This is a genomic window from Paraburkholderia lebeckiae (genome assembly GCF_014201005.1).
Classification (GTDB): domain Bacteria; phylum Pseudomonadota; class Gammaproteobacteria; order Burkholderiales; family Burkholderiaceae; genus Paraburkholderia; species Paraburkholderia tuberum.
Genome location: NZ_JACHDK010000017.1, coordinates 102,579 through 122,416, shown reverse-complemented (window position 1 = coordinate 122,416; position 19,838 = coordinate 102,579). Strand labels below are relative to the sequence as shown.

The window sequence follows — 19,838 nt, the reverse complement described above, 5'->3', positions numbered from 1 at the left end:
GACGCTGCTGTACGGCGCGTCACCTCGCGCGCCGGCTTGTCCGATCAATGCACGAGACCGTGCCTCGCAACAAGTTTGTCTATCTGCTCGTTGGCGATCGGGGCGGAAATATAGATCTGCATGCGCGAGGTATCGTTCGAGCAGCTGCACAGCAGGGTCGACAACGTGTTCGCGAGGCCGGGTCGCCCGATCTCGGCCGCGGGGAGATTAACTGCCAGCGAGAGCGTGTCGTATCCGCGCACGGTCCAATCGGCGAGCGTTCGCACTGCTTCCGTCACGATGAAATCCGTGAAGCTCCTGGTCAACGGAGAGTCTTCCACGAGGTCGATAAACGAGATCGGTGTGAATACACCGCGTGACGGATGTTTCCATCGCAACAGCGATTCAAAGCGCGACAATCGGCCTTCTCCCATTCGCAGCTTCGGCTGATACACGAAGAAGAACTCTCGCGCGGCCAGACCGCGTTCGGCGTCGGCGATGCTGCAGGGGATCCGAGCGTCCGTGGCGATCGGTTCCATGTTTATCTCAATTCCGCGATGCGCAAAGTTTGAATACACGATCACGCGCCTTTTGACGTCGACTATTTGAGAATTCCTGCGCCATCAGTCGCCGTCTCTCCTCGTTCTGTCTGCCGGCATGTATGCAATCCGATGCCAGGAGATTCGTGTTGTGAGCGTATCGAACCCCGCTATGTGGCGCTGTGAATTATTGAAGAGCCGGCCTCGCAGATGGTAAATCAGCGAATTGACATTTAATTCACGTTAATGGTGACTTATCGGACGCATTTGTAACCGATGTCGAGCCGATGTGAACATTCGTGAATTGCGTCTTTTTTTTAACTGTCAAACACGTGAGATGTCACAAAGATTCGCAATGGCGAGACTGCCGATCGATATGATCCGCGCCAATCGGGGTTAGTTTAAAAACAGACGGCGCGACCGCGTTGACGATGATCCCGGACGTCGACCCCGGCAAGACCCTCGCGGTCGGAATCGGCTCGGGCCACTACAAGGGCTAGGTGACACCGACATTTCGAGCGCAGACGGGGAAACCGGCTGTATGTGCGCGACGATCCCGATCCATTACCGCCGCCGATGCGCGGCCGGATGTTCGCGCGCGAGATCGAATCACTGATAAGGGGGGGTGATCGCGCAATATGAGCCCCCCCTTCGAAAACACCATCCCCCCTCCCCAAAGGGGGGGATTTGAAAAGCGACTGGCTCTATCTTTCTTCTCGAAATTCACAAGGCATACGGGGCCGGCGCCGCTGGCCGCTCACGCCGACCTGGTGCCGTATGCGATTTTATGTTGGCTTTTTCGTCCTGTTTGAACTGGTTTGTCGAGCGGGCCGGTCTTCAAGTCGCCAGGGCGAAAGAAAAAGGTGATAGATGAATATCCTGTTGGTGGAAGACGATCCCGCGCAAGCTGATTCGGTCGAAAGGGAAATCGGACAATCCGGGCATCGAATAAACAAGGTCGAGCGGGGCAAGGACGCAATCAGTTTTCTTCAGGCCAACGAGGTCGATCTCGTGGTGCTCGACTGGGAATTGCCGGGCGTGAGCGGCTTCGAGGTGCTGTACTGGATACGCCGTCACCTGGGCCGCGAACCCGCGGTGCTGTTCGTGACCAGTCGGCTTCTGGAAGTCGACATCGTGCGGGCGCTGGACGCCGGCGCGGATGACTACGTCGTCAAGCCGTTCCGGGCCAAAGAGCTGGGGGCAAGGGTAGGCGCGCTATTGCGTCGCACACGACGCAGCATAAAGGTGGAAAGTGCAATCGCGGTTGGGCCGTATGTCTTCGACGTCACGCAGCGCAGTGTTTTTCTGCACGGCGAATCGATCTTGTTGACGGAAAAGGAATTCGACGTGGCGGCCTATTTCTTCGCGAACGTCGGACGGGTCGTTTCCAAGCGGCTTCTGGCGAAGCTTGCGTGGGGCCGCGAGCTGGATAGTACGTCGCGCACGATCGACACGCATATCTACCGACTGCGACGCAAGCTGGCCCTGCATCCGGACAACGGCGTGCGATTGACGACCGTCTATACGCACGGCTACCGGCTCGACGAGGTCGTTGCTGGCAGCGCGGAAGCGCAAGCGCCGGCCAGCGCCGAGCCGGAAGACGCTGTCGCGAAGAACGACGGGTCCGACTAGGGCGCGCAAAGCGATCTCCGCCAGAGATCCGACACGAGACCATGAGCGAGCTCAAGCGGATTGCGCTGGTCGCGCCTCGTTGCGCGGCTCCTCATTGAGTCGTCATACGGTTCGGCGTATCTTGAAATCAAATTCACAACGACCCTCCATGCCTCTCACGGATAGCCGGTGAGAGGACATCTCATGAATACAACCGCTGATAGTTTCGAGCGTGAATGGATCGTGTCGCTGATCCAGACCAAGATGATGCCGCCGCGTCTTCCCGCGGGTTGCGTGCAACGGCCGGGATTGCTCCGGCGACTCGATGAACGACGCCCGCGTCACATTACGCTCGTGACCGCGCCCGCGGGTTTCGGCAAAACGACCTTGCTTGCCGCGTGGAGCGAAGCGCAAACGAGAAAGAAGCGTCCCGTTGCGTGGCTCAGTCTCGATGGAGAAGACGACGATCCGCAGCAACTCGGGGCCTATCTGGTGGCGGCGCTTTGTCGCGCGTCGAAGGAGATCGCGTGGCAGGCCCAGCAACTTCTCGATAACGATGCAAACACGCCGGTCAGAACGGTCATTTCAGTGCTGCTCAATGGCATTGCCGCATACGGCCGCAGTGTTTTCCTTGTGCTCGACGACGTCGACCGTCTGAGCGTGAAATCCGTTCTCGCGATCGTGTCGCGCCTGCTGCGCTACGCGCCCGACAACCTGCACGTGCTGCTCGGCGCGCGCGGCGAACCGGCGCTGTCGCTGAGCGGGCTGCGCTCGCCCGACAAACTTTCGCGTGTGAATGTCGACGATCTGCGCTTTTCGCTCGACGATGCTCAGGCGTTTTTCGACCACACCGGTAACGCGCTGCTCAACCGCAACAGCGTCGAGTTGTTGAACAGCGCGACCGAAGGCTGGGTGGCCGGTTTGCAACTGGCTTCGCTCGGACTGAACCGGATCGATGACGTGGCCGCGCTCGCCAGTCATCTCGCCGGTTCCCGCTTCGGCATCGATCGCTACCTGAACGATACGGTGTTTGCGCATTTGCCGCCGCCCATGCTGACGTTTTTGCTTTACACGTCGATTCTCGAGCGGCTTACCGCGACGCTGTGCGACGATGTCATGGGCGGGGAGGGCGAAAGCGGAGAGAAGCTGGACTGGCTCGAGCGCCATAACGTGTTCATCCGGCCGCTCGATGAGACGCAGAACTGGTATCGCTATCACGCATTGCTGAGCGATGCGCTTCGCCGCCGTCTCATGCGTCAGACGCCACGACAGGTTCCGTTGCTGCATCGCCGGGCCAGCCTGTGGTTCGCGCGGGCTCGCCTGTGGCCCGAAGCCGTGCGACATGCTCTGGCTGCGGGCGACATCGGGCAGGCGGCGCAGTGGGCCGAAAACTGTGCGATGGAGATGCTCCAACGCGGCGACCCGTTCATGCTGCCGGGCTGGATTCGCAAGCTGCCGCCGGACGTGATCGCGGGTCGACTGCGCTTGCGTCTGGCGAAAGTCTGGGCTCTCGCGATGTCGCTTGAAACCGCGCGCGCGTCGAAGGAGATCGGCGAGATTGCCGAAGAATTCGAGCGAACGGCCCGTGATGATCGGTCGGTAGCCGACGAGGTCGCACGGGCGGAGATCAACGCGATCCGCGCGCTGATCGCATGCGTGAACGACGACAGCGAACATGCGCTGGAACTCGGGCGTGCCGTTGAGGCATCGACGGCGCCTGCGGAACCGTGGGTACGCCATTACGGGCAAAGCGCGGAGATTTTCGGTTTGATGTATAGAGGGCAGTTCGCCTACATCTCCCGCGTATGGAGAGCGCGGGTCGATCAGGTGGGACTCAGCCGGAAGCCGAACAGCGCGGATATGCTGCGCGACGCGGTGTACGGCATCGCCGCGCTGATCCACGGCGAACTTCCCGATGCGAGGCGGGTGATGGAGGTCGCGATGCGGTACTCCGAAGATCAGCTAGGGGAGTGGTCGGCAGCCGCGGCCGCGGTAGCCGGTTGCCTTGCGTCGATTTACTACGAGTGCAACGAGCTGTCCAAGGCGCGGACGTTGATCGACGGTCGCATGACCATCGCGCTGGAGACCTCGCCGCTCGCCGCGTTGATGCGCTATATGCTTACCGCGTCGCGCCTGCTGTGGCGGGATGGCAAAAAAGGGCCGGCGCTCGCCGTTCTCGAGGACGGTCGACAGCTCGCGATAACCCGTCGATGGTTGCGTCTGAAGCTCGCGTGCGATGCGGAAACCGTCAGACAGCTGCTTGCCGACGGTCGGGTGGTCGAGGCGCGACAGGTCAGCGACGAATTGAGCGCGAGTGTACCGATGATGTGCGAAGGGCGACGGGGCTCGGCGATGGAAACGTGGGCAAGCTACTGCGTGCTGCAAGCCCGCGTTCTGCTCGCTGAAAATGCCGCCGGCGACGCCGTTGGCTTTCTCTCGCGCTCACTCGACAATCTGGTCGCACTGGGCTGGCGCTATGCCGAGGCCGTCGTTTCATTGCTGCTTTCTCTCGCGCATGAGCGAAACGGCGCTTCGGAACAGGCGTTCGCCGCGCTGGGAAACGCGCTGCGGATCGGCGGCGCGATGGGGATGATCAATAGCTTCGTGGACGAGGGGCCGCCGATGCGTGCGTTGCTGGAACGCTTTCGCCGCACGCCATCGGAAATCGCGAGCGGGCACGCCACGTATATCGGCACGGTGCTCTCGGCTTTCGACGAGGCGGATAACACGCCATCTTCTTCGTCGAGCTATGCCGACACGAAGTTAACGCCGGGCACACTGAGCGCGCGAGAACTCGAAATACTGGGCTACGTCGCTCGCGGGCTGTCCAACAAGGAAATCGGACGATCATTGAATCTGGCACCCGAGACGGTCAAATGGCACATGAAGAACGTGTTCGAAAAACTGAACGTCAATTCGCGGTACGAGGCCGTGCAGAGTGCCTTCGGCATTCAGCCTGGAGCCGACTGAAGCGCCGTGCCGCGTGATGGCGCCGTCGTCCGGTCACCTCACCGCGGCTCTCGTCCAAACGCTTCGCGCAGCTTGCGCTTGGCCCGCTGCAGCGTATCGCGCCGCTCCTTCGGCAGGTTTCGGCCCGCTCGATTGATGTAGAAATTGAGCATCGACATTGCCGATTGAAACGGCGTGCCCTTGCGTCGACGGCTCGCCGTCGACGAGTGCTTCAACGATTGCGCGATGGACTCCGCGCTGCCGGTTTTGAAAATATCCTTCTGGATGTCCATCGCGTCGCTCGTTTCCATTACGTGATGCGACCACTTCTTCGCGCCGGATGCGCCGCTCGACTTCGCGGTTTTAGCGCGATGCGCGGCGTGCGCCTGCGCGTGGCGCTGACGCGGTGGCCGTCCCGACTTGCCATGAGACACAGGGCGTTTCGATTTGCTGCTGGTCTTTCGGGTCGCCATTGTGTTGTCTCCTGAAGCGGAATGTCGGACTCGCCACGCGTCGAAAATGGTCGATTTGGCGATCAGAGCTTCACGCCACCGGCCTCGGGCGCATCCGACGAACCCGCGGGAATGTCATCGACGCCGAGGTCGTCGCGCCTCGTATAGACGTCGCCGCCCCAGTACGGTTCGCTGCCGTAGTACTGATGCACGGTGGTGGCCCACGTCTGATCCGCCATCGATGGCCAGTGATCCTTATCAAATCCCGGTGCGTTCTTCACGCGCTCGGCCACCATGTTCAGCACGAAGCATTTTTCCTGCGTATCGAGTGTCAGCGCACTCCACGGAATCGCGAGCAGCTTGTCGCCGATGCCGAGAAAACCGCCGCTCGACAGCACCGCATACGCGACGCGGCCCGAACGCACGTCGAGCATGATGTCCTTGATCTTGCCGATGTGCTCGCCGTCGCTGCTGACAACCTTGTTGCCGTCGAGCGTAGCCGCTGCCATTACATCCGGACCTGGGCCTTCCGCGGTCGCGGCGCCTTTACCAACGATGTTGGCACCTTGTGTCTGGGTCTGCATCACCATGATGGGCTCCTTTGAAGGGGGTCATGTACCGAGGCATTTAGCAACGGCCGTTCCATCTAGCCATGCGGCGCCGTTACGCCGTGGCGCGGCGCATCCGCGCGACGAGGCACCGCGCGCGTAAAGGATGCGAGCGCTTTTGCAATTATTTCGTCAGTGCCGACGCAAGCGCTGATCAGCAAAGCGCGATGCGCGCATGCGACGACTGCATCGCGCGGCATAGGCCTTGCTCGACTCTCAGTGATGGCAGCAGGGAACCGAAGGAGCGCACCCGTCCTTTTACTTCAGGGAGAACCCAGATGAGCAAGTATCCGAAGGCATGGCTGTTCGCGGCATGTGTGGTCGCGTCGGGCGCCGTCGCGTCGGGCGCCGCGTTCGCGCAGGCGGGCGGCGGTAACGGCAATAGCGGCGCCGGCGGCGGCAACGCGCATGGCGCGGCGACCGCGGCGCCGACCGCGGGCAACGAGCCCGCGTCGAATGTCGCGGGCAGCACCATGGGATCGACTTCGTCGATGAAACATCATCACAAGAAGTCGAAGGCAAACAAGCCGATGACCGATACGACGAACACGCCCGGCGCCAATGCCAGCAGCGATACCAAGGGACAGTAACGCTGGATCGATGCGGGCGCGGCCATGCACCTGTGCGTCCATCGGAACGCGCCGGCGATATCGCGCTCCCCATCGAGGGAGAAAATCGTGACGAAGAAGATTCATTACCAGGCCAACATCTGCGGCGGGGACTTCGCGCATGTTCGCCAGTGCTTCAGCAACTGGAAGTCCGAGACGCTCGTGTATCGTCGGCAACAGCCGATGTTCGAAGGCAAGCAGGAAGTGCGGCCGTTGTCGGAGCGCGTGTTCGACAACGGTGAAGTCGCGCATAGCACGCTCGCGCGCGTATGTTCGCCAAACGATGCCTATGCGCTGGCGGCGGAGATATGCGACGGCGAACGCGATGTTTGGCTCGTGATGGCGGCGTTCGAGGAAGATGTTTGAGCCGGGGTCGATTCAGCGCTGAGCCCGTCACTGTGCCGGCGGTTTCGGTTCGGATGCGATTTCCCGCGCAGCGCGCCGCGTACGCACGCGTGCCGTGGCTCGCAAATGCGCCCCTGCGCTTTTCGCTTTCGTGGCGGTGGTTTTCTTGCGCACCACCCGCGACTTTTTTAGGAGACTCGTCAGCGAAGCGTTGATACTGTCGTCGACCGACGACTCCCGCGTCTTGCGTCCTTTGGCACCGGATGCACGCGCGAGTTTCGCCGCACGCTTTTCCGCCTGCGCGAGCAGCACCGCAAAAGCCACTTCGTCTACCTTGAGTCCGCGGCGCGATCGGCCGGGCGCGAGGCTCTGCAACTCGTCGGCCTCGAACGCGCTGATGATCGCTGGGTGGATATAGCAGCGCCGGCAGACGGCGGGCGTATTGCGTAGCAGCGTCGCCACTTCTTTCACGGTCGCGACGATACGACGACGCGCTTCGGCCGCGCTGCTGCACATCAAGCGGCGCAATGCCGCGAGCGCGTACACGCTGCCGGCCCACGTGCGGTAGTCCTTGGCGGTGAAGTCCGCGCCGCTTACGCGGCGCAGGTACTCGTTGATATCCGTCGAGCCGACGCTGTGGCGCGTGCCGTCTTCGTCGAGATACTGGAACAGGTCGTGACCGGGCAGTTCCGCGCAACGTCGCACGATGCGCTTGATGTTCGGATTGTCCACTGTCACGTCGTGCTCGATGCCGCCCTTGCCGCGAAACTGGAAGCGCAATTGACCGGCCCTTATCTTCACGTGCTTCTTGCGCAGCGTCGTCAATCCGTACGACTGGTTATCGCGCGCGTATTCTGCGCTGCCGACGCGGATCAGCGTCGTATCGAGCAACTGCACGATGGCCGCGACGACCTTGTCGAGCGGCATGCCGGGCAGCTTCAGATCACGCGCCACGCGCGCGCGGATTTTGGGCAATGCGCGGCCGAACTCAGCCATCCGTTCGTACTTGTCGGCGTCGCGCGTTTCGCGCCAGCGGGGGTGATAGCGGTACTGCTTGCGGCCGCGCGCGTCGCGGCCGGTCGCCTGCAGATGACCGCGCGGATCGGGGCAGATCCACACGTTTTCGTACGCGGGTGGAATCGCGAGCGAATTGATGCGTTGAATCTCGTCCTCATCGACGATGCGCTTGCCGTTGAGGTCGAAATAGATGAAGCCGTTCCGCTCGCGCTTGCGTGTGTAACCGGGCCTCGTGTCGTCGGCGTGGCGCAGTCCCGGCGGCATCGGTTGGAATGCGGTGTTGCCGTTCGCGGTGGTCGGGCTGCGTGATGTGGTCGTGGAATGAGTGGCGGTAGACATTGTTGCAAGTAGAAGTTTCAAGCCCGGGTCGAACCGGGTTCGCCGAGTAGGTGCGATGTGTGCCGTGTGATCGGCGGGAAGCAAGGGCGATGCCATCGACAAGTGACCAGCGCGCTGAGGCGGAACGGTCCTTGCGGAAAAGTCGACGTGACCAACTGGAAAAGGAGCTTTCATGAGCAGCACACTCAACCCCGATGAAGAGCAGCAGCAGACCGTCAAGCAAACGTCCGGCACGACGGGCGCGCTGGGTCCCAGCGACTCGTCCGATAGCGGCAGCGATGTGGCGGGCGCGAAGCGTCACGATTTCGACGTCGATACGGAGCTCGACAATCACGCGCTCGAAGCCGGCGACGCCGAACTCGGCAGCGATACCGATCGCTCAGGTACGGGCGAGCGCGCGTCGGCCGATGGCGATTCGACGTTGGAGATGGACCGCGATATCGACACCGACCACGTCGTCGATCCGCAAGTGCCGCCGGGCGCGGAACGCTCCGACGAAGACGAAACCGACGTCTGACCACGGCGCTTTTGCACACGCGGCGGCTCCAGCTGAACGGCGCAACCGCAGCGTCGGTGCACCGCCAACGTAATGTCAGCCCGCTGAACACTGTCACAACCTGGCACGTGTTTTGCTGAACCACGCTTAACGAAGGCGCAGACCTATGCACATGCACCACGGGCAAGTGCATGAGCGCGGCGCCGCATGACGGAGAGCACACATGACTGATGCACTGAATGGCTACAAGGTAGCGGTACTCGCCGTAGATGGCTTCGAGCAGGCAGAACTCGTGGAGCCGAAACGCGCGCTCACCGAGGCGGGCGCGACGGTCCATGTGATCTCGGCGAAGCCGGGCAAGATCCAGGGCTTCAAACACGTCGACAAGGGCGATACCGTGGACGTCGATGCGACCTTCGACAAGGCCAATCCCGACGACTATGACGGGCTGGTGTTGCCGGGCGGCGTCGTGAACGGCGACGCGCTGCGACTACTGCCGCAGGCGCAGGCGTTCGTCAAAGCGGTCGACAACGCGAAGAAGCCGATCGCGGTGATCTGTCACGGCACGTGGCTGCCGGTATCGGCGGGGATCATCAAGGGGCGCACGGTGACGAGCTGGCCTAGCCTGCAGGACGATATTCGCAACGCGGGCGGCACGTGGGTCGATCAGGAGGTGGTCGAGGACGGCAATCTTATTTCGAGCCGCAAACCCGACGACCTTCCCGCGTTCAACAAGACGCTGATCGGGCAACTGACGAAGCGCAAGGCGGCTTGATCGCAGGCGGCGCGTTGGCTTCGGAGCCTGCGCATCGGTGATTCGACAGGGAGAAAATGCATGAAATTCCGGTATTCCCTACAAGTGTTGACTGCCGCGCTGGCCGTGTTGGGCGTGAGCGCGGCATCGATCGACACGGCCTGCGCGCAGGCGAGCGATGCGCCCGCGAGCGCAGCGCCGACCGGCAGCACGACGCTGTCACCCGCGGATCAGCAGTTCGTGCTCGAAGCGTCGAAGTCGGACGCCACTGAAATCGCCGCTAGCAAGATCGCGCTGAAGAACTCCAACGATCCGCATGTCAGGGCGTTCGCTCAACAGATGATCGCCGACCACACGAAGCTGTCGCACGCAATGGCCGGGCTGGTCGCGAAGAAGGGCTTCAAGCCGACGCCGTCCGCGGATTCCGCGCTGGTCGGCAAACTGCAGACGTTGAAGGGCACCGCGTTCGATCAGGCCTATGTCGAGCAGGTCGGCGTGGAAGCGCATCAGCGCGCGGTCGACCTGTTCCAGCAGCAAAGCGCGAGCGGCACCGACTCGCAACTCAAGGCCGCGGCCGCGCAGGCGCTGCCAACCATCAAGCATCACCTCGAGATGGCGCAGCAACTGGCCGGCAAATTGAAGGGCTCGTCATGAACGCGATCCTGCCGCGGCCTGCTTATGAGGACTCTCTGATGCACATCACTTTCCCCGATGACGAAGCGGCCTTCGACGGCGCCAATCTGACCGTGCGCTTTCTTGCGCGCGTCGATGGCGAGCCAGTGGTTTGCGCGATCACCGCCGAGGCTCTGGAAGATCATTTCGGCGCGGAGTCCGCGCTTGAAGCGGCGTTGATGTCCGCTTTCGACAGAGGCCGTCAGCGCATCCGCTCGGTCTGCGCGGAAGCGCTCGACCAGAACAACGGAGAAGGCGTAGTGTTGCATAGCGGACTGTTCAGAGTGGAAGGCATGGAACCGGATCGCGGCGCCGCGCCGTAGCGCCGCTGCGTGTCGCATTGCCTGGGCGCGCTGCTTCCGACTCGCGCCACCGGCCACAAGATGGTCCGCGAACCGTAGTTAACGATAAGGAGGCCGTATGTCACTCATCGTCGCAGCACGCTTCACGACTTTTCCCGCTGCGGAAAGCGGGGCGCAAAAACTGTTCGATGCGGGTTTCGTGGAAGAGGACGTTACGCTGTTTTTCGTCAATCCGCGCGGCCAGCATGCTCGTTTCCCGATCGGCGGCGACACCGATACCGACCCCGGCGCGCGCGAGGCGCCTAAAGGCGCGGGCATGGGCGTGACGATCGGCGCGGTGATTGGCGCGGTGGTTGGCGTGGCGATCTTCGCGGCGGTTTCCGCGCCGCTGTTGGTGTCGCTGATCGCGGCCGGCGTCGGCGCGTATGTCGGTTCGCTGGTCGGCGCGATGTCGCGCACCAAGGAGCGCGGCAAATCGGACCATCGCGTGCCGTATCACGAGGAGGCGCGCCGTTCGGGCGTGCTCGTCGCCGTGCACGTGTCGCCCGACAATCAGCTCGATGCCGCGCGCGTGCTACGTGAAGCGGGCGGGGTGTCGATCGAGAAGGCGACTGGCCGCTGGCAGCAGGGACGCTGGGCCGATTTCGATCCGCTGAAGACGCCCGAGCCGATCAAGGAATTCGCGGAAAAGCGCGCGTGATTTGAGCGATGCGGCATACCAGCAAAAAACGGCCCGATGACGATCATCGGGCCGTTTTCCGTTTACCGCGCTGTTTCGACGTCGCGCTACACCCACGGTTGCCGTGGATCGCGCGGCTGCAGCGTCGGGCGATGCAGTGCCGGGCACGCGTGATGCGGGCTATCAAATGCAGCCCGCCGCGCGTCGAACCGATTCATCGCGAGGCACATAAAAAGCCCCGCGCGGCGGATTCCGCGATGAACGAAACCCTTGGAGGTATTGAATGGCTACCAACGTTGTTTCCGTATTGAATGATCTGGTCGAAACGTCGAAGGATGGCGAAAAGGGCTTTATGAAGGCAGCCGAGGATGCGCACGACGAACAGCTGAAGACGCTGTTCCGCTCGAGTGCCGAGGACTGCTCGCGCGGCGCGCGTGAGTTGCAGGATGCCGTTCAGACACTGGGCGGCAAGCCCGAAACGGGCGGCAGCATGAGCGGTGCGCTGCATCGCGGCTGGGTCGACGTGAAATCGGCGGTATCGAATCGCAGCGACCATGCGATTCTCGCCGAGTGCGAAAAAGGCGAGGACGTCGCGAAGAAACGCTATCACGACGCGCTGGAAAAGGATTTGCCGGCGGACGTGCGGGCAATCGTCGAGCGGCAGTACCAGGGCGTGCTGCAAACGCATGACCGGGTGCGCGATCTGCGCGACCAGTATGCGGCGATGAAGCATTGATCGACGCGTCAGTGCAATAAGGAAGAGCCGGCTCTGCCAGCCGGCTCTTTTAGGTTCTGTTCAGTCGAAGCGGTGCGAACCGATCGCGCGGATATCAGTCGGCCGCGACCTTCAGATGGTTCTTCACGCTGGTCACGCCCTTCACGCTTTGCACGACATCTTCGGCGGCGGACTTGTCGTCGGCCGAAGGCACCGAACCCGTGAGCCACACGACGCCCTTGCGGGTCTTCACGTGGATATGCGTCGATTTGACGTTCTTCGCGGCAAGCAGATCAGCCTTGACCTTGGTCGTGATGGTGCCATCGTCGATATGCTGGCCGACGCTTTCTGACGCCGCGGGCGGGGCCGAAGCGCTGGTCTGGGCGTTCGCGTTCAGCGCGAACGCGACGACGGCGATGCTGCCTGCGGTCTTCAGAAGCTGGATCGTCTTCATGGTTCTCTCCTTCAGGTGGTAATGAAAATGGCGGTCTTGTTGCCGGTGGCCGATCGCGGCCGAAGCCGCCGATGACGCACGTGGGATCGTCGCCGCTACGGTACCGTCAGGGGCCCGTTTCTCGACACCGGACGCTGTACTCGCATCCGCGCTCGATCGAGGCGTTTGCGAAGGGCGGCGTCCGTCCACACACCGTTGCTCCGCAACCATCGTGCCTGCCGTCTGCGAGCCAATCCATACCGCTCGCGAAAGCCGCATGCACCGGGGAGTTTCGACTGATGAATAGGGCTGCGGCGCGCCCATGCGCGAGCCTGCCGGAGATGTGAAGAAAGGGGACCGAAAATTGCCTGCCGTTTGTAAAAACCGGCGCGCCGGTCGGGGCAATTCATCCTCCTGAATAAAACAAAGCGCAATCAAAACAGCGTCTTGTGCGAGCTGGTACAGACGTTGCATTGATCAGTGAACCTGGCTCATTGAGTCTGAGGCTACTAACGAACGGGATCACTCCAATGCCTTCAATCGAACTACGCACAAGGCAGTCTCTCGCACTGACGCCTCGTCTTCAGCAGTCGGTGCGGCTCTTGCAATTGTCGGCTCTCGAGTTCCAGCAGGAATTGCGCACGGCGCTCGATACCAATCCGTTCCTCGAATACGACTCATCCGAAGCGGAGGACGTCGCGCTCGCCGGCACGACGCCAGGCGAAGGCGAAGACGCCAACGCGCCGCCCGCCGCCGATACGCTTGCCGCCGCCGAGCCGGACGGACTGCCGGCGGAAAGCGCCGGTAGCGATACGCCCGAAAGCGCGGGCCAGGACGACGTGCCCGCCGATTTTTACGGCGACTACGGTTCGCGCAACTCGACGCGCCAGAACGGCGACGGAGACGGCAGCGACCCGGCCGATTGGGCTCGCTCTCAACCCACGCTGCGCGAGCAGTTGCACGACGCGTTGCGGCTGTACCGGCTAGACGACCGCGATCGCGCCGTGGCCCGTTTCATCATCGAGGCGCTCGACGACGACGGCTATCTGCGGCAGTCGCTGGCCGACCTGGCCGATAGCGTCGATCTGGAACCCACGCTGACCGAGGAAGAACTGCTGGTGGCGTTGCGCCTCGTGCAGGCGCTCGATCGTCCGGGGCTCGGCGCGCGTTCGCTATCGGAATGCCTCGCGCTGCAGATCAATGCGCTACCCGCCAATACGCCGGGACGCGAAGTCGCGCGGCAGATCGCCGAGCATCATCTGGAAAGGCTCGCGCGCCGCGAGCAGGCCGAGTTGCAAAAACAGATCGGCTGCAGCGCGGAGGAATTGCGTGTGGCTTGCGCGTTGGTGCGCAAGCTCGATCCGAAGCCGGGTAATTGCTACGGCCGCACCGAGGATAACTATGTCGTGCCCGACGTGATCGTGCGTCAGGTGCGCAACAAGTGGGTCGTGTCGATCAATCCGGCGGTGCAGCCGCGGGCGCGAATCCATCGCATGTATGCGCAGCTGTTCGCGCAGTCGGCCGGCGCGAGCCGTTCGCCGCTTGCGCAGCAGCTACAGGAGGCGCGCTGGCTGATCCGCAACGCGCAACAGCGCTTCGATACGATTCAGCGGGTTGCCGAATGCATCGTCGCGCATCAGAAGGCATTCTTCCTGTACGGCGAGATTGCGCTGAAGCCGATGGTGCTGCGTGACGTGGCTGACGAGCTGGGCCTGCACGAATCGACGATCTCGCGCGCGACGGGCAACAAATATATGGCGACGCCGCGCGGCATCTTCGAGTTCAAGCATTTCTTCCCGCGCGAGCTCGGCACCGAAAGCGGCGGAACCTGCTCGGCTGCCGCGGTGCGCGCGTTGCTCAAGGAGATGATCGCCGCGGAAAATACGCACGATCCACTGTCGGACGTAACGCTCGCGAAGATGCTCGCGGACCAGGGCGTGCTGGTCGCGCGACGCACGGTGGCGAAATATCGGCATCTGATGAAGGTGCCGCCGGCTGAACTGCGCCGGCAGCTTTGACGCGCCGAAGTTTTAACGGGGGTTTGAAAAAAAACTTGGCCGGGGTTTGAAGCAAAGCAGTCATTCAAACAGCAGTACATTGCGCACAGGGTCATGCGAGGATATCCACTCGCATGACCCTTTTTCGTATCTGGACGTTTCGCCGGCGTGCCTTTACATTGGCGGGTCAATTGGAAAGAGATCGGCGGAACGGACCGCACAACAACGGGTGAGCGCAATGAAGTATTCGAATCTGGTCGAGCGACTGCAAGGGCGGCGCACGTCGGCGTGGGAAATTCATCGGGTCGCGCAGCAGGCGGCTGCCAGGGGCGAAGACGTGATCGTGCTGAGCGTTGGCGATCCCGAGTTCTCGACGCCCGCGCCGATCGTCGAGCGCGCCATCGATGCGTTGCGGGCCGGCGATACGCACTATACGGCGATGGCCGGTCGCGAGCCGCTGCGCGCCGCGATCGCCGCCGAGCACGCGCGCACGACGCGCTGCGACGTGAGCGCCGCCAACGTGGTACTGACCGCCGGCGCGCAAAACGGCGTGTTCGCGGTGTCCCTGTGCCTGCTCGAAGCGGGCGACGAAGTGATCGTTCCCGAGCCGATGTATCTGACCTACGAGGCCTGCGTGCGCGCGGCGGGCGCGACGCTCGTCGCGGTGCCGGTCGATCCGGCGCGCGCGTTTCACGTCGACTGCGACGCGCTCGAAGCGGCGATCACGCCGCGCACGAAGGCGATCTTCTTCGCGACGCCGTGCAACCCGACCGGCGTGGTGATGCAGCGCGCCGATCTCGAGCGCATCGCGCGGCTCGCGTGCGAGCACGACCTGTGGGTGCTGTCCGACGAGGTCTATGCGGAACTCACGTCCGAACGCGATCACGTGAGCATTGCGTCGCTGTCCGGCATGGCGGAGCGCACGGTCACGCTCGGCAGTCTGTCGAAGTCGCATGCGATGGCGGGGTGGCGTGTCGGCTGGACAATCGGGCCCGCGACGCTGATCGAGCACATGGCGCGGCTCGCGCTCGCGATGCTGTACGGCCTGCCGGGTTTCATCCAGCAGGCCGCGTTGACGGCTCTGGAGAACAGGGCGGAGATCGTCGCCGATATTCGCGAGATCTACCGGCGGCGGCGCGACGTCGTGTTCGAGCGCTTGCATCGTGTGCCGGGCTTGCGGTGCCTGTTGCCCGAAGCGGGCATGTTCATGATGGTCGACGTCAGCGGGACCGGGCTCGATACGACCGAGTTCACATGGCAGCTGTTTCGCGCACAAGGCGTGGCCGTGCTCGACGCGAGTGCGTTCGGGGAGACGGCGAACGGCTTCGTGAGGTTGGGGCTGGTGGTGGGCGAGGATCGATTGATCGAGGCGTGCGAGAGGATCGCGCGGTTCGTGGAAGGGGGGCGGGGCTGAGAGGGCGGTGCGTTCGGCGCGGCTTACTTCTTCCTGCGCACGAATTTCAAGCCGAAGCGCACCAGCCGCGGCATCGTTTCGGGCCGCAACAACCGTGAGTCATACCCAGCAAATCGCCGCTCATTCTCCTGAAGACACAGCTGCATCAATTCGGGCACGCTGATATCGACATCCGTTACCGACTGCGCGCCGTTTACCGTGAAGTTGTTATCGTGCTCGTGGACGTTGCCCTCAGCATCCATCGCACGTGCGAGCCCAATGCGCTCCCACACCAGAAAAGCCCACACGCCCGCCACCTTGAGCTCGAAGCGGATACGCTGCCACCATGAAAGCCGCGCGCGATGCCAGGCGAGCCAGTTCGCGAACAGCAGAATATGGCGGCACTCTTCCTGCATCACCGGCTCGAATGTCTCGGTCAGTGCCGGCGGGAACAGGCCCGAGCGCCGCGCCACCTCGAACAGGCCGAACGCGAAGAAGCTGTCGATACATTCGCTATAGCCGGTCACGAGGTAAGCCCGTTCCGTGTCTTTCGGATAGACGTACGACGGCTCGGTCGCTAGCGCGATGCCATACGCATGCACCATGCGCGACAGTACTTCCTTATGGCGGTTCTCTTCCCACGCGTTCAGCGCGAGTGCGTCGCGCAGGTCCGGGGTGTCGAGCGTGGCCGCGTAGGCGGCCATGCGCAGGCGCGCCCTGCCTTCCGTTTGCACGGCGATGTCCCAGATCGGCAGATCGACGATACGCTTGAGCGTCGCGGCTTCGAGCAGGGGCCATGCGAGCACTGCCGGGCGATACGGATTGAAGGTCTCGCGAAACATGCGGCACATTTCCTGCCGGTGCACGTCGGAGCCGGGCGGCAGCGGGCCGCTGACGGTGCTAGTCCAGTGCCGCATCGCGTGGTCGGCGGCGTCGAGGGTCGAGGGGGCGGGCTGCTCGTGCGGCAGTTGCGGCGCGCGAAAGCCGGGGATCAGCGCGGCAGCGTCGAATGCATCCAGTACCAGTTGGTCCATTGGGTATTCTCGACAAGGCGACGAAGGCGCTGTCGATTCTGCCATGACTGCGCAGGTGTGCGCCACGTCGAGCAAAAAGCGCTTTGTAATGTTCGGCGTGCGGTGACGCAGACGGTTGACGCCGCGCACACTTGCGTCAAGAATCGAGCGCCGGGTGTGCTCCCGAACCCGGCTAGCCCGATTCCAGCGCGTTTCGACTCGTCGCGGAAGACTTCATGATCCATCGCTTCTCTTCTTCATTGCGCCGCTTGCTGACAGCCGGATTACCGGCCGCCGCGCTGACGGTGACGCTTTCTGTCGCCGGTGTGGTGCCGTTCGGCGAACAGTGCATGGCAGCCGAACAGGCCGATTCGTCGAGCACCTCGGAAAGCACGACAACGGAGGGAAGCACGGACGCCGCCGCATCCGCGCCGATCGCACCACGCCAGGGACCGGAGGCGAACGCATCGCCGGTCGGCGAATCGAGCGAGCCGCACGCGATGACGGCGCGCCCGAACGGCGAGCCGCGCAAGCGGACGGCTGCGCGTGGCGACACGCAGGCTGCATCGAATGCACCGGACTCGGCCGACGCGACGGCGAGGCCTCGCGACGACAGGGCTTTGACGCCCGCGATTCCCGTGCCGCCAGAAACCACCAGCGTCACCACGCATTCGCTTCGCCTGAACGGTCGCAAGCTCGACTACACGGCGAGCGCGGGCAATCTGTTGCTGCACGACAAGACCGGCGCGCCCAACGCGAGCGTGTTCTATGTCGCATACACGGTGCCGACCAGGACGCCTGCGACGCGTCCGATCACCTTTCTGTTCAACGGCGGCCCAGGCGCCGGCAGCGTATTCCTGATGATGGGCTCGGTCGGCCCGAAACGCGTGCGCACCGCGAGCCCCGCGAGCACGCCGCCCGCGCCGTACACGCTCGACGACAACCCCGATAGCCTCCTCGACACCAGCGACCTCGTGTTCATCGACGCGGTCGGCGCGGGCCTGTCGAAACCGGTCGGGCATGGCACGGGCAAGGACTTCTGGGGCGTCGATCAGGACGTCCGTGCGTTTGCGCAATTCATCGACCGTTATCTGACGGTGAATCAGCGCTGGAATTCGCCGAAGTACCTGCTCGGCGAATCGTATGGCACCGCGCGCGCCGCGATGCTCGCTTATCAGTTGGGGCAGAACAATATCGCGCTGAACGGCGTGATCCTGCTGTCGTCGGTGCTCAATTCCGCGGCGTTTGCGCCAGGCACCGATTTCAAGAGCGAGAGTTATCTGCCGAGTTTCGCGGCGATCGCGTGGTATCACGACAAGGTCACGCCGAAGCCCGCGAGCCTGCCGGCCTTTCTCGATGAAGCGCGCGCGTTCGCTCGCGGACCCTATGCGCAGGCGCTCGAACAGGGCGATGCGCTGCCCGACGATCAGCGCGACGCGGTCGCCGCGCGCATCGCGTACTTCACCGGATTGGACGTGGCTTTCGTGAAGCGTAACCGTCTGCGTCTATATCCGTCGCGCTTTCGAAACGAGTTGCTACGCAACGAGTCGCGCAGCGTGGGCCGCTACGATGCGCGTTTCGAAGGCCTGAACTACGACGATGCATCGGAGGATCCGGACTTCGATGCGTCGGTGAGCAGCGTGTCGAATGCGTTCAATGCGGCGCTTCATCAGCATCTGTCGGACGACCTGCACTACACGCCAACCGACCGTTACCTGGTGTTCAGCGACGACGCGTTGAAGCAATGGGACTGGAAGCATCGCGAATGGTGGGGCGAACGGCTGGAGCTGCCCTACGCGGGCGGCGATCTGGCCGAATCGATGCGGCAGAATCCGCGGTTGCGGGTGTTATCGCTGAACGGCTACTTCGATCTCGCCACGCCGTTCTATGCGACCGAATATGCGCTCGCGCATCTCGGCCTCGATCGGTCGTTGCGCGAGAACGTGCGCATCGCCTACTATCCGACCGGCCATATGGTGTATCTCGACGATGCCGCGCTGCACGCGATGAAGCGTGACCTCGTGAGCTTTTATACGGAGCAGCCGCGTTGAGATCGGCGAATCGTCGCATAGTGTCGAACGGTATAATTCCCCGCACCGTGGAGTAGCCGCGCGCTCTGTCAACCGGCTTATCGTTCGCCGCTTATGCCATTCACCCCGATTCCGTCCTTCGCGCGCAAGCGCATTTCAGACGTGGTGTCCGACCAGATCAAGCAACTGATCTCGGAGGGCACGCTGATGCCCGGCGACCGTCTGCCGGCCGAGCGCGATCTCGCGGCGCAGCTCGGCGTGTCGCGACCATCGCTGCGCGAGGCGCTGATCCGGCTGGAGGCGGACGGTTACATCGAAACGTCGGGGCGCGGCGGTTTCACGGTGGTCGACGTGACCGCGCCCGTCATCTCGAAGCCGCTTGCCGAACTGTTGCTGCAGAATCCGCGCACCAGTGCCGACATTCTGGAGTTGCGCCAAGGGCTCGAAGCGATTTCGACGGTCTATGCCGCGCAGCGCGCAACCGCCACCGATCTGAAGAAAATCCGCGCGGCGTTCGAGGCGTTGAAGGCCGCGTCGCTGTCGCGCGATCGCGCGAATCTCGCCGAACGCGATGCCGCGTTTCATCTCGCGATCGCCGACTCCACGCACAATGTCGCGCTGGCGCATGTGATGCACGGCATTCATACGCTGATTCGCGAGGGCATGCGCCAGTATCATCGGTTGATCGATTACGACGACGCGATGGAAAAGCAGTTGATGAGCCAGCACCAGGCAATTTACGACGCCGTCGTCGCACGCGATGCGCCCAAGGCACGCAAGGCCGCCGAGCGGCATCTGGCGTTCGTGCGGGAGATTTACAAGGACGATGCGACGAGGCCGTCGGCCGCGGTGATTTCCTGATTCCCTGATTTCGAGGCCCGCGCCGTCCGAATTGACACCGCCAACG

Annotated in this window: 21 protein-coding genes and 1 pseudogene; 15 read left to right on the top strand and 7 right to left on the bottom strand. The window is 63.0% G+C overall.

Going from position 1 to position 19,838, the window contains the following annotated elements; translation table 11 throughout:
* Positions 1–44 precede the first annotated feature (44 nt).
* Positions 45–518, bottom strand: a complete 474-nt coding sequence (locus tag HDG39_RS26150) for an EAL domain-containing protein (protein WP_184009868.1) — start codon at positions 516–518, stop codon at positions 45–47.
* A gap of 870 nt (positions 519–1,388) precedes the next feature.
* Here HDG39_RS26150 and HDG39_RS26145 point away from each other — a divergent pair.
* Together HDG39_RS26145 and HDG39_RS35680 are read left to right on the top strand one after the other, a co-directional pair.
* A complete protein-coding gene (locus HDG39_RS26145) occupies positions 1,389–2,150 on the top strand; it encodes a response regulator transcription factor (protein ID WP_184009866.1) in 762 nt (253 codons plus the stop codon).
* 183 nt (positions 2,151–2,333) lie between these two features.
* Positions 2,334–2,795, top strand: a pseudogene (locus HDG39_RS35680) (AAA family ATPase); the annotation flags it as partial.
* Here HDG39_RS35680 and HDG39_RS35675 read toward each other — a convergent pair.
* Entirely contained in the window at positions 2,715–3,110 is a 396-nt protein-coding gene (locus HDG39_RS35675) for a hypothetical protein (RefSeq protein WP_311667395.1), read from the bottom strand. The pseudogene HDG39_RS35680 and the gene HDG39_RS35675 overlap by 81 nt on opposite strands.
* Here HDG39_RS35675 and HDG39_RS26140 point away from each other — a divergent pair.
* The gene (locus tag HDG39_RS26140; protein WP_311667393.1) at positions 3,090–5,099 is read left to right on the top strand and encodes a winged helix-turn-helix domain-containing protein; all 2,010 of its coding nucleotides are present in this window, start codon (positions 3,090–3,092) and stop codon (positions 5,097–5,099) included. The two genes, HDG39_RS35675 and HDG39_RS26140, sit on opposite strands and share 21 nt — an antisense overlap.
* 38 nt (positions 5,100–5,137) lie before the next feature.
* On the opposite strand, the gene HDG39_RS26135 is transcribed toward HDG39_RS26140, so the two are convergent.
* A complete protein-coding gene (locus HDG39_RS26135) occupies positions 5,138–5,551 on the bottom strand; it encodes a DUF3175 domain-containing protein (protein ID WP_184009862.1) in 414 nt (137 codons plus the stop codon).
* A gap of 62 nt (positions 5,552–5,613) precedes the next feature.
* The gene (locus HDG39_RS26130) at positions 5,614–6,120 is read right to left on the bottom strand and encodes a PRC-barrel domain-containing protein (protein WP_184009860.1); all 507 of its coding nucleotides are present in this window, start codon (positions 6,118–6,120) and stop codon (positions 5,614–5,616) included.
* A 296-nt stretch (positions 6,121–6,416) separates the two neighbouring features.
* Between HDG39_RS26130 and HDG39_RS26125 the strand changes: the two genes are divergently transcribed.
* Complete coding sequence (locus HDG39_RS26125) at positions 6,417–6,728, top strand: hypothetical protein (protein WP_184009858.1); 312 nt, start codon at positions 6,417–6,419, stop codon at positions 6,726–6,728.
* Positions 6,729–6,815: 87 nt separating this feature from the next.
* Entirely contained in the window at positions 6,816–7,112 is a 297-nt protein-coding gene (locus HDG39_RS26120) for a hypothetical protein (RefSeq protein ID WP_184009856.1), read from the top strand.
* A 27-nt stretch (positions 7,113–7,139) separates the two neighbouring features.
* On the opposite strand, the gene HDG39_RS26115 is transcribed toward HDG39_RS26120, so the two are convergent.
* Entirely contained in the window at positions 7,140–8,447 is a 1,308-nt protein-coding gene (locus tag HDG39_RS26115; protein ID WP_184009855.1) for a DNA topoisomerase IB, read from the bottom strand.
* A 172-nt stretch (positions 8,448–8,619) separates the two neighbouring features.
* On the opposite strand from HDG39_RS26115, the gene HDG39_RS26110 reads away from it, so the two are divergent.
* The 6 genes from HDG39_RS26110 to HDG39_RS26085 all read left to right on the top strand — a co-directional run bounded on the left by HDG39_RS26110 (position 8,620) and on the right by HDG39_RS26085 (position 12,086).
* Complete coding sequence (locus tag HDG39_RS26110) at positions 8,620–8,964, top strand: chemotaxis protein (protein WP_184009853.1); 345 nt, start codon at positions 8,620–8,622, stop codon at positions 8,962–8,964.
* A 202-nt stretch (positions 8,965–9,166) separates the two neighbouring features.
* Complete coding sequence (locus tag HDG39_RS26105) at positions 9,167–9,718, top strand: type 1 glutamine amidotransferase domain-containing protein (RefSeq protein WP_018425289.1); 552 nt, start codon at positions 9,167–9,169, stop codon at positions 9,716–9,718.
* Positions 9,719–9,778: 60 nt separating this feature from the next.
* Positions 9,779–10,351, top strand: coding sequence for a DUF4142 domain-containing protein (locus HDG39_RS26100; RefSeq protein ID WP_184009851.1), 573 nt, complete (start codon positions 9,779–9,781; stop codon positions 10,349–10,351).
* Positions 10,348–10,692, top strand: coding sequence for a DUF1488 family protein (locus tag HDG39_RS26095; RefSeq protein WP_184009849.1), 345 nt, complete (start codon positions 10,348–10,350; stop codon positions 10,690–10,692). Before HDG39_RS26100 ends, HDG39_RS26095 begins: the two co-directional genes overlap by 4 nt.
* A 97-nt stretch (positions 10,693–10,789) precedes the next feature.
* Positions 10,790–11,371, top strand: a complete 582-nt coding sequence (locus HDG39_RS26090) for a glycine zipper domain-containing protein (RefSeq protein ID WP_184009848.1) — start codon at positions 10,790–10,792, stop codon at positions 11,369–11,371.
* Positions 11,372–11,633: 262 nt separating this feature from the next.
* Positions 11,634–12,086, top strand: coding sequence for a PA2169 family four-helix-bundle protein (locus HDG39_RS26085; RefSeq protein WP_018425285.1), 453 nt, complete (start codon positions 11,634–11,636; stop codon positions 12,084–12,086).
* Between the two features lie 94 nt (positions 12,087–12,180).
* Here the strand turns inward: HDG39_RS26085 and HDG39_RS26080 are convergent, their stop codons facing one another.
* Positions 12,181–12,519 carry a BON domain-containing protein gene (locus HDG39_RS26080; protein WP_018425284.1) on the bottom strand — a complete coding sequence of 113 codons (339 nt, stop codon included), beginning with the start codon at positions 12,517–12,519 and terminating at the stop codon, positions 12,181–12,183.
* A gap of 509 nt (positions 12,520–13,028) precedes the next feature.
* Between HDG39_RS26080 and HDG39_RS26075 the strand changes: the two genes are divergently transcribed.
* Positions 13,029–14,516 (top strand): RNA polymerase factor sigma-54, encoded by a 1,488-nt coding sequence (locus tag HDG39_RS26075; RefSeq protein ID WP_184009846.1) that lies wholly within the window; start codon positions 13,029–13,031, stop codon positions 14,514–14,516.
* A 217-nt stretch (positions 14,517–14,733) separates the two neighbouring features.
* Positions 14,734–15,909: a pyridoxal phosphate-dependent aminotransferase gene (locus HDG39_RS26070; protein ID WP_184009844.1), complete on the top strand. Its 1,176-nt coding sequence runs from the start codon at positions 14,734–14,736 to the stop codon at positions 15,907–15,909.
* A 23-nt stretch (positions 15,910–15,932) separates the two neighbouring features.
* On the opposite strand, the gene HDG39_RS26065 is transcribed toward HDG39_RS26070, so the two are convergent.
* Complete coding sequence (locus HDG39_RS26065) at positions 15,933–16,922, bottom strand: ferritin-like domain-containing protein (protein WP_184009842.1); 990 nt, start codon at positions 16,920–16,922, stop codon at positions 15,933–15,935.
* 215 nt (positions 16,923–17,137) lie between these two features.
* Here HDG39_RS26065 and HDG39_RS26060 point away from each other — a divergent pair, with 215 nt between their 5' ends.
* The gene (locus HDG39_RS26060) at positions 17,138–18,952 is read left to right on the top strand and encodes a S10 family peptidase (protein WP_184009840.1); all 1,815 of its coding nucleotides are present in this window, start codon (positions 17,138–17,140) and stop codon (positions 18,950–18,952) included.
* 93 nt (positions 18,953–19,045) lie between these two features.
* The gene (locus HDG39_RS26055) at positions 19,046–19,792 is read left to right on the top strand and encodes a FadR/GntR family transcriptional regulator (RefSeq protein WP_184009838.1); all 747 of its coding nucleotides are present in this window, start codon (positions 19,046–19,048) and stop codon (positions 19,790–19,792) included.
* Positions 19,793–19,838 lie beyond the last annotated feature (46 nt).

Bases quoted from the DNA above. Each gene is read 5' to 3' on its own strand.
- HDG39_RS26070 (WP_184009844.1), top strand. From the start codon at position 14,734: ATGAAGTATTCGAATCTGGTCGAGCGACTGCAAGGGCGGCGCACGTCG.
- HDG39_RS35675 (WP_311667395.1), bottom strand. From the start codon at position 3,110: ATGACTGGCGAGCGCGGCCACGTCATCGATCCGGTTCAGTCCGAGCGA.
- HDG39_RS26075 (WP_184009846.1), top strand. From the start codon at position 13,029: ATGCCTTCAATCGAACTACGCACAAGGCAGTCTCTCGCACTGACGCCT.
- HDG39_RS26130 (WP_184009860.1), bottom strand. From the start codon at position 6,120: ATGGTGATGCAGACCCAGACACAAGGTGCCAACATCGTTGGTAAAGGC.
- HDG39_RS26135 (WP_184009862.1), bottom strand. From the start codon at position 5,551: ATGGCGACCCGAAAGACCAGCAGCAAATCGAAACGCCCTGTGTCTCAT.
- HDG39_RS26055 (WP_184009838.1), top strand. From the start codon at position 19,046: ATGCCATTCACCCCGATTCCGTCCTTCGCGCGCAAGCGCATTTCAGAC.
- HDG39_RS26060 (WP_184009840.1), top strand. From the start codon at position 17,138: ATGATCCATCGCTTCTCTTCTTCATTGCGCCGCTTGCTGACAGCCGGA.
- HDG39_RS26145 (WP_184009866.1), top strand. From the start codon at position 1,389: ATGAATATCCTGTTGGTGGAAGACGATCCCGCGCAAGCTGATTCGGTC.
- HDG39_RS26080 (WP_018425284.1), bottom strand. From the start codon at position 12,519: ATGAAGACGATCCAGCTTCTGAAGACCGCAGGCAGCATCGCCGTCGTC.
- HDG39_RS26110 (WP_184009853.1), top strand. From the start codon at position 8,620: ATGAGCAGCACACTCAACCCCGATGAAGAGCAGCAGCAGACCGTCAAG.
- HDG39_RS26095 (WP_184009849.1), top strand. From the start codon at position 10,348: ATGAACGCGATCCTGCCGCGGCCTGCTTATGAGGACTCTCTGATGCAC.
- HDG39_RS26115 (WP_184009855.1), bottom strand. From the start codon at position 8,447: ATGTCTACCGCCACTCATTCCACGACCACATCACGCAGCCCGACCACC.
- HDG39_RS26085 (WP_018425285.1), top strand. From the start codon at position 11,634: ATGGCTACCAACGTTGTTTCCGTATTGAATGATCTGGTCGAAACGTCG.
- HDG39_RS26065 (WP_184009842.1), bottom strand. From the start codon at position 16,922: ATGGACCAACTGGTACTGGATGCATTCGACGCTGCCGCGCTGATCCCC.
- HDG39_RS26105 (WP_018425289.1), top strand. From the start codon at position 9,167: ATGACTGATGCACTGAATGGCTACAAGGTAGCGGTACTCGCCGTAGAT.
- HDG39_RS26100 (WP_184009851.1), top strand. From the start codon at position 9,779: ATGAAATTCCGGTATTCCCTACAAGTGTTGACTGCCGCGCTGGCCGTG.
- HDG39_RS26125 (WP_184009858.1), top strand. From the start codon at position 6,417: ATGAGCAAGTATCCGAAGGCATGGCTGTTCGCGGCATGTGTGGTCGCG.
- HDG39_RS26150 (WP_184009868.1), bottom strand. From the start codon at position 518: ATGGAACCGATCGCCACGGACGCTCGGATCCCCTGCAGCATCGCCGAC.
- HDG39_RS26090 (WP_184009848.1), top strand. From the start codon at position 10,790: ATGTCACTCATCGTCGCAGCACGCTTCACGACTTTTCCCGCTGCGGAA.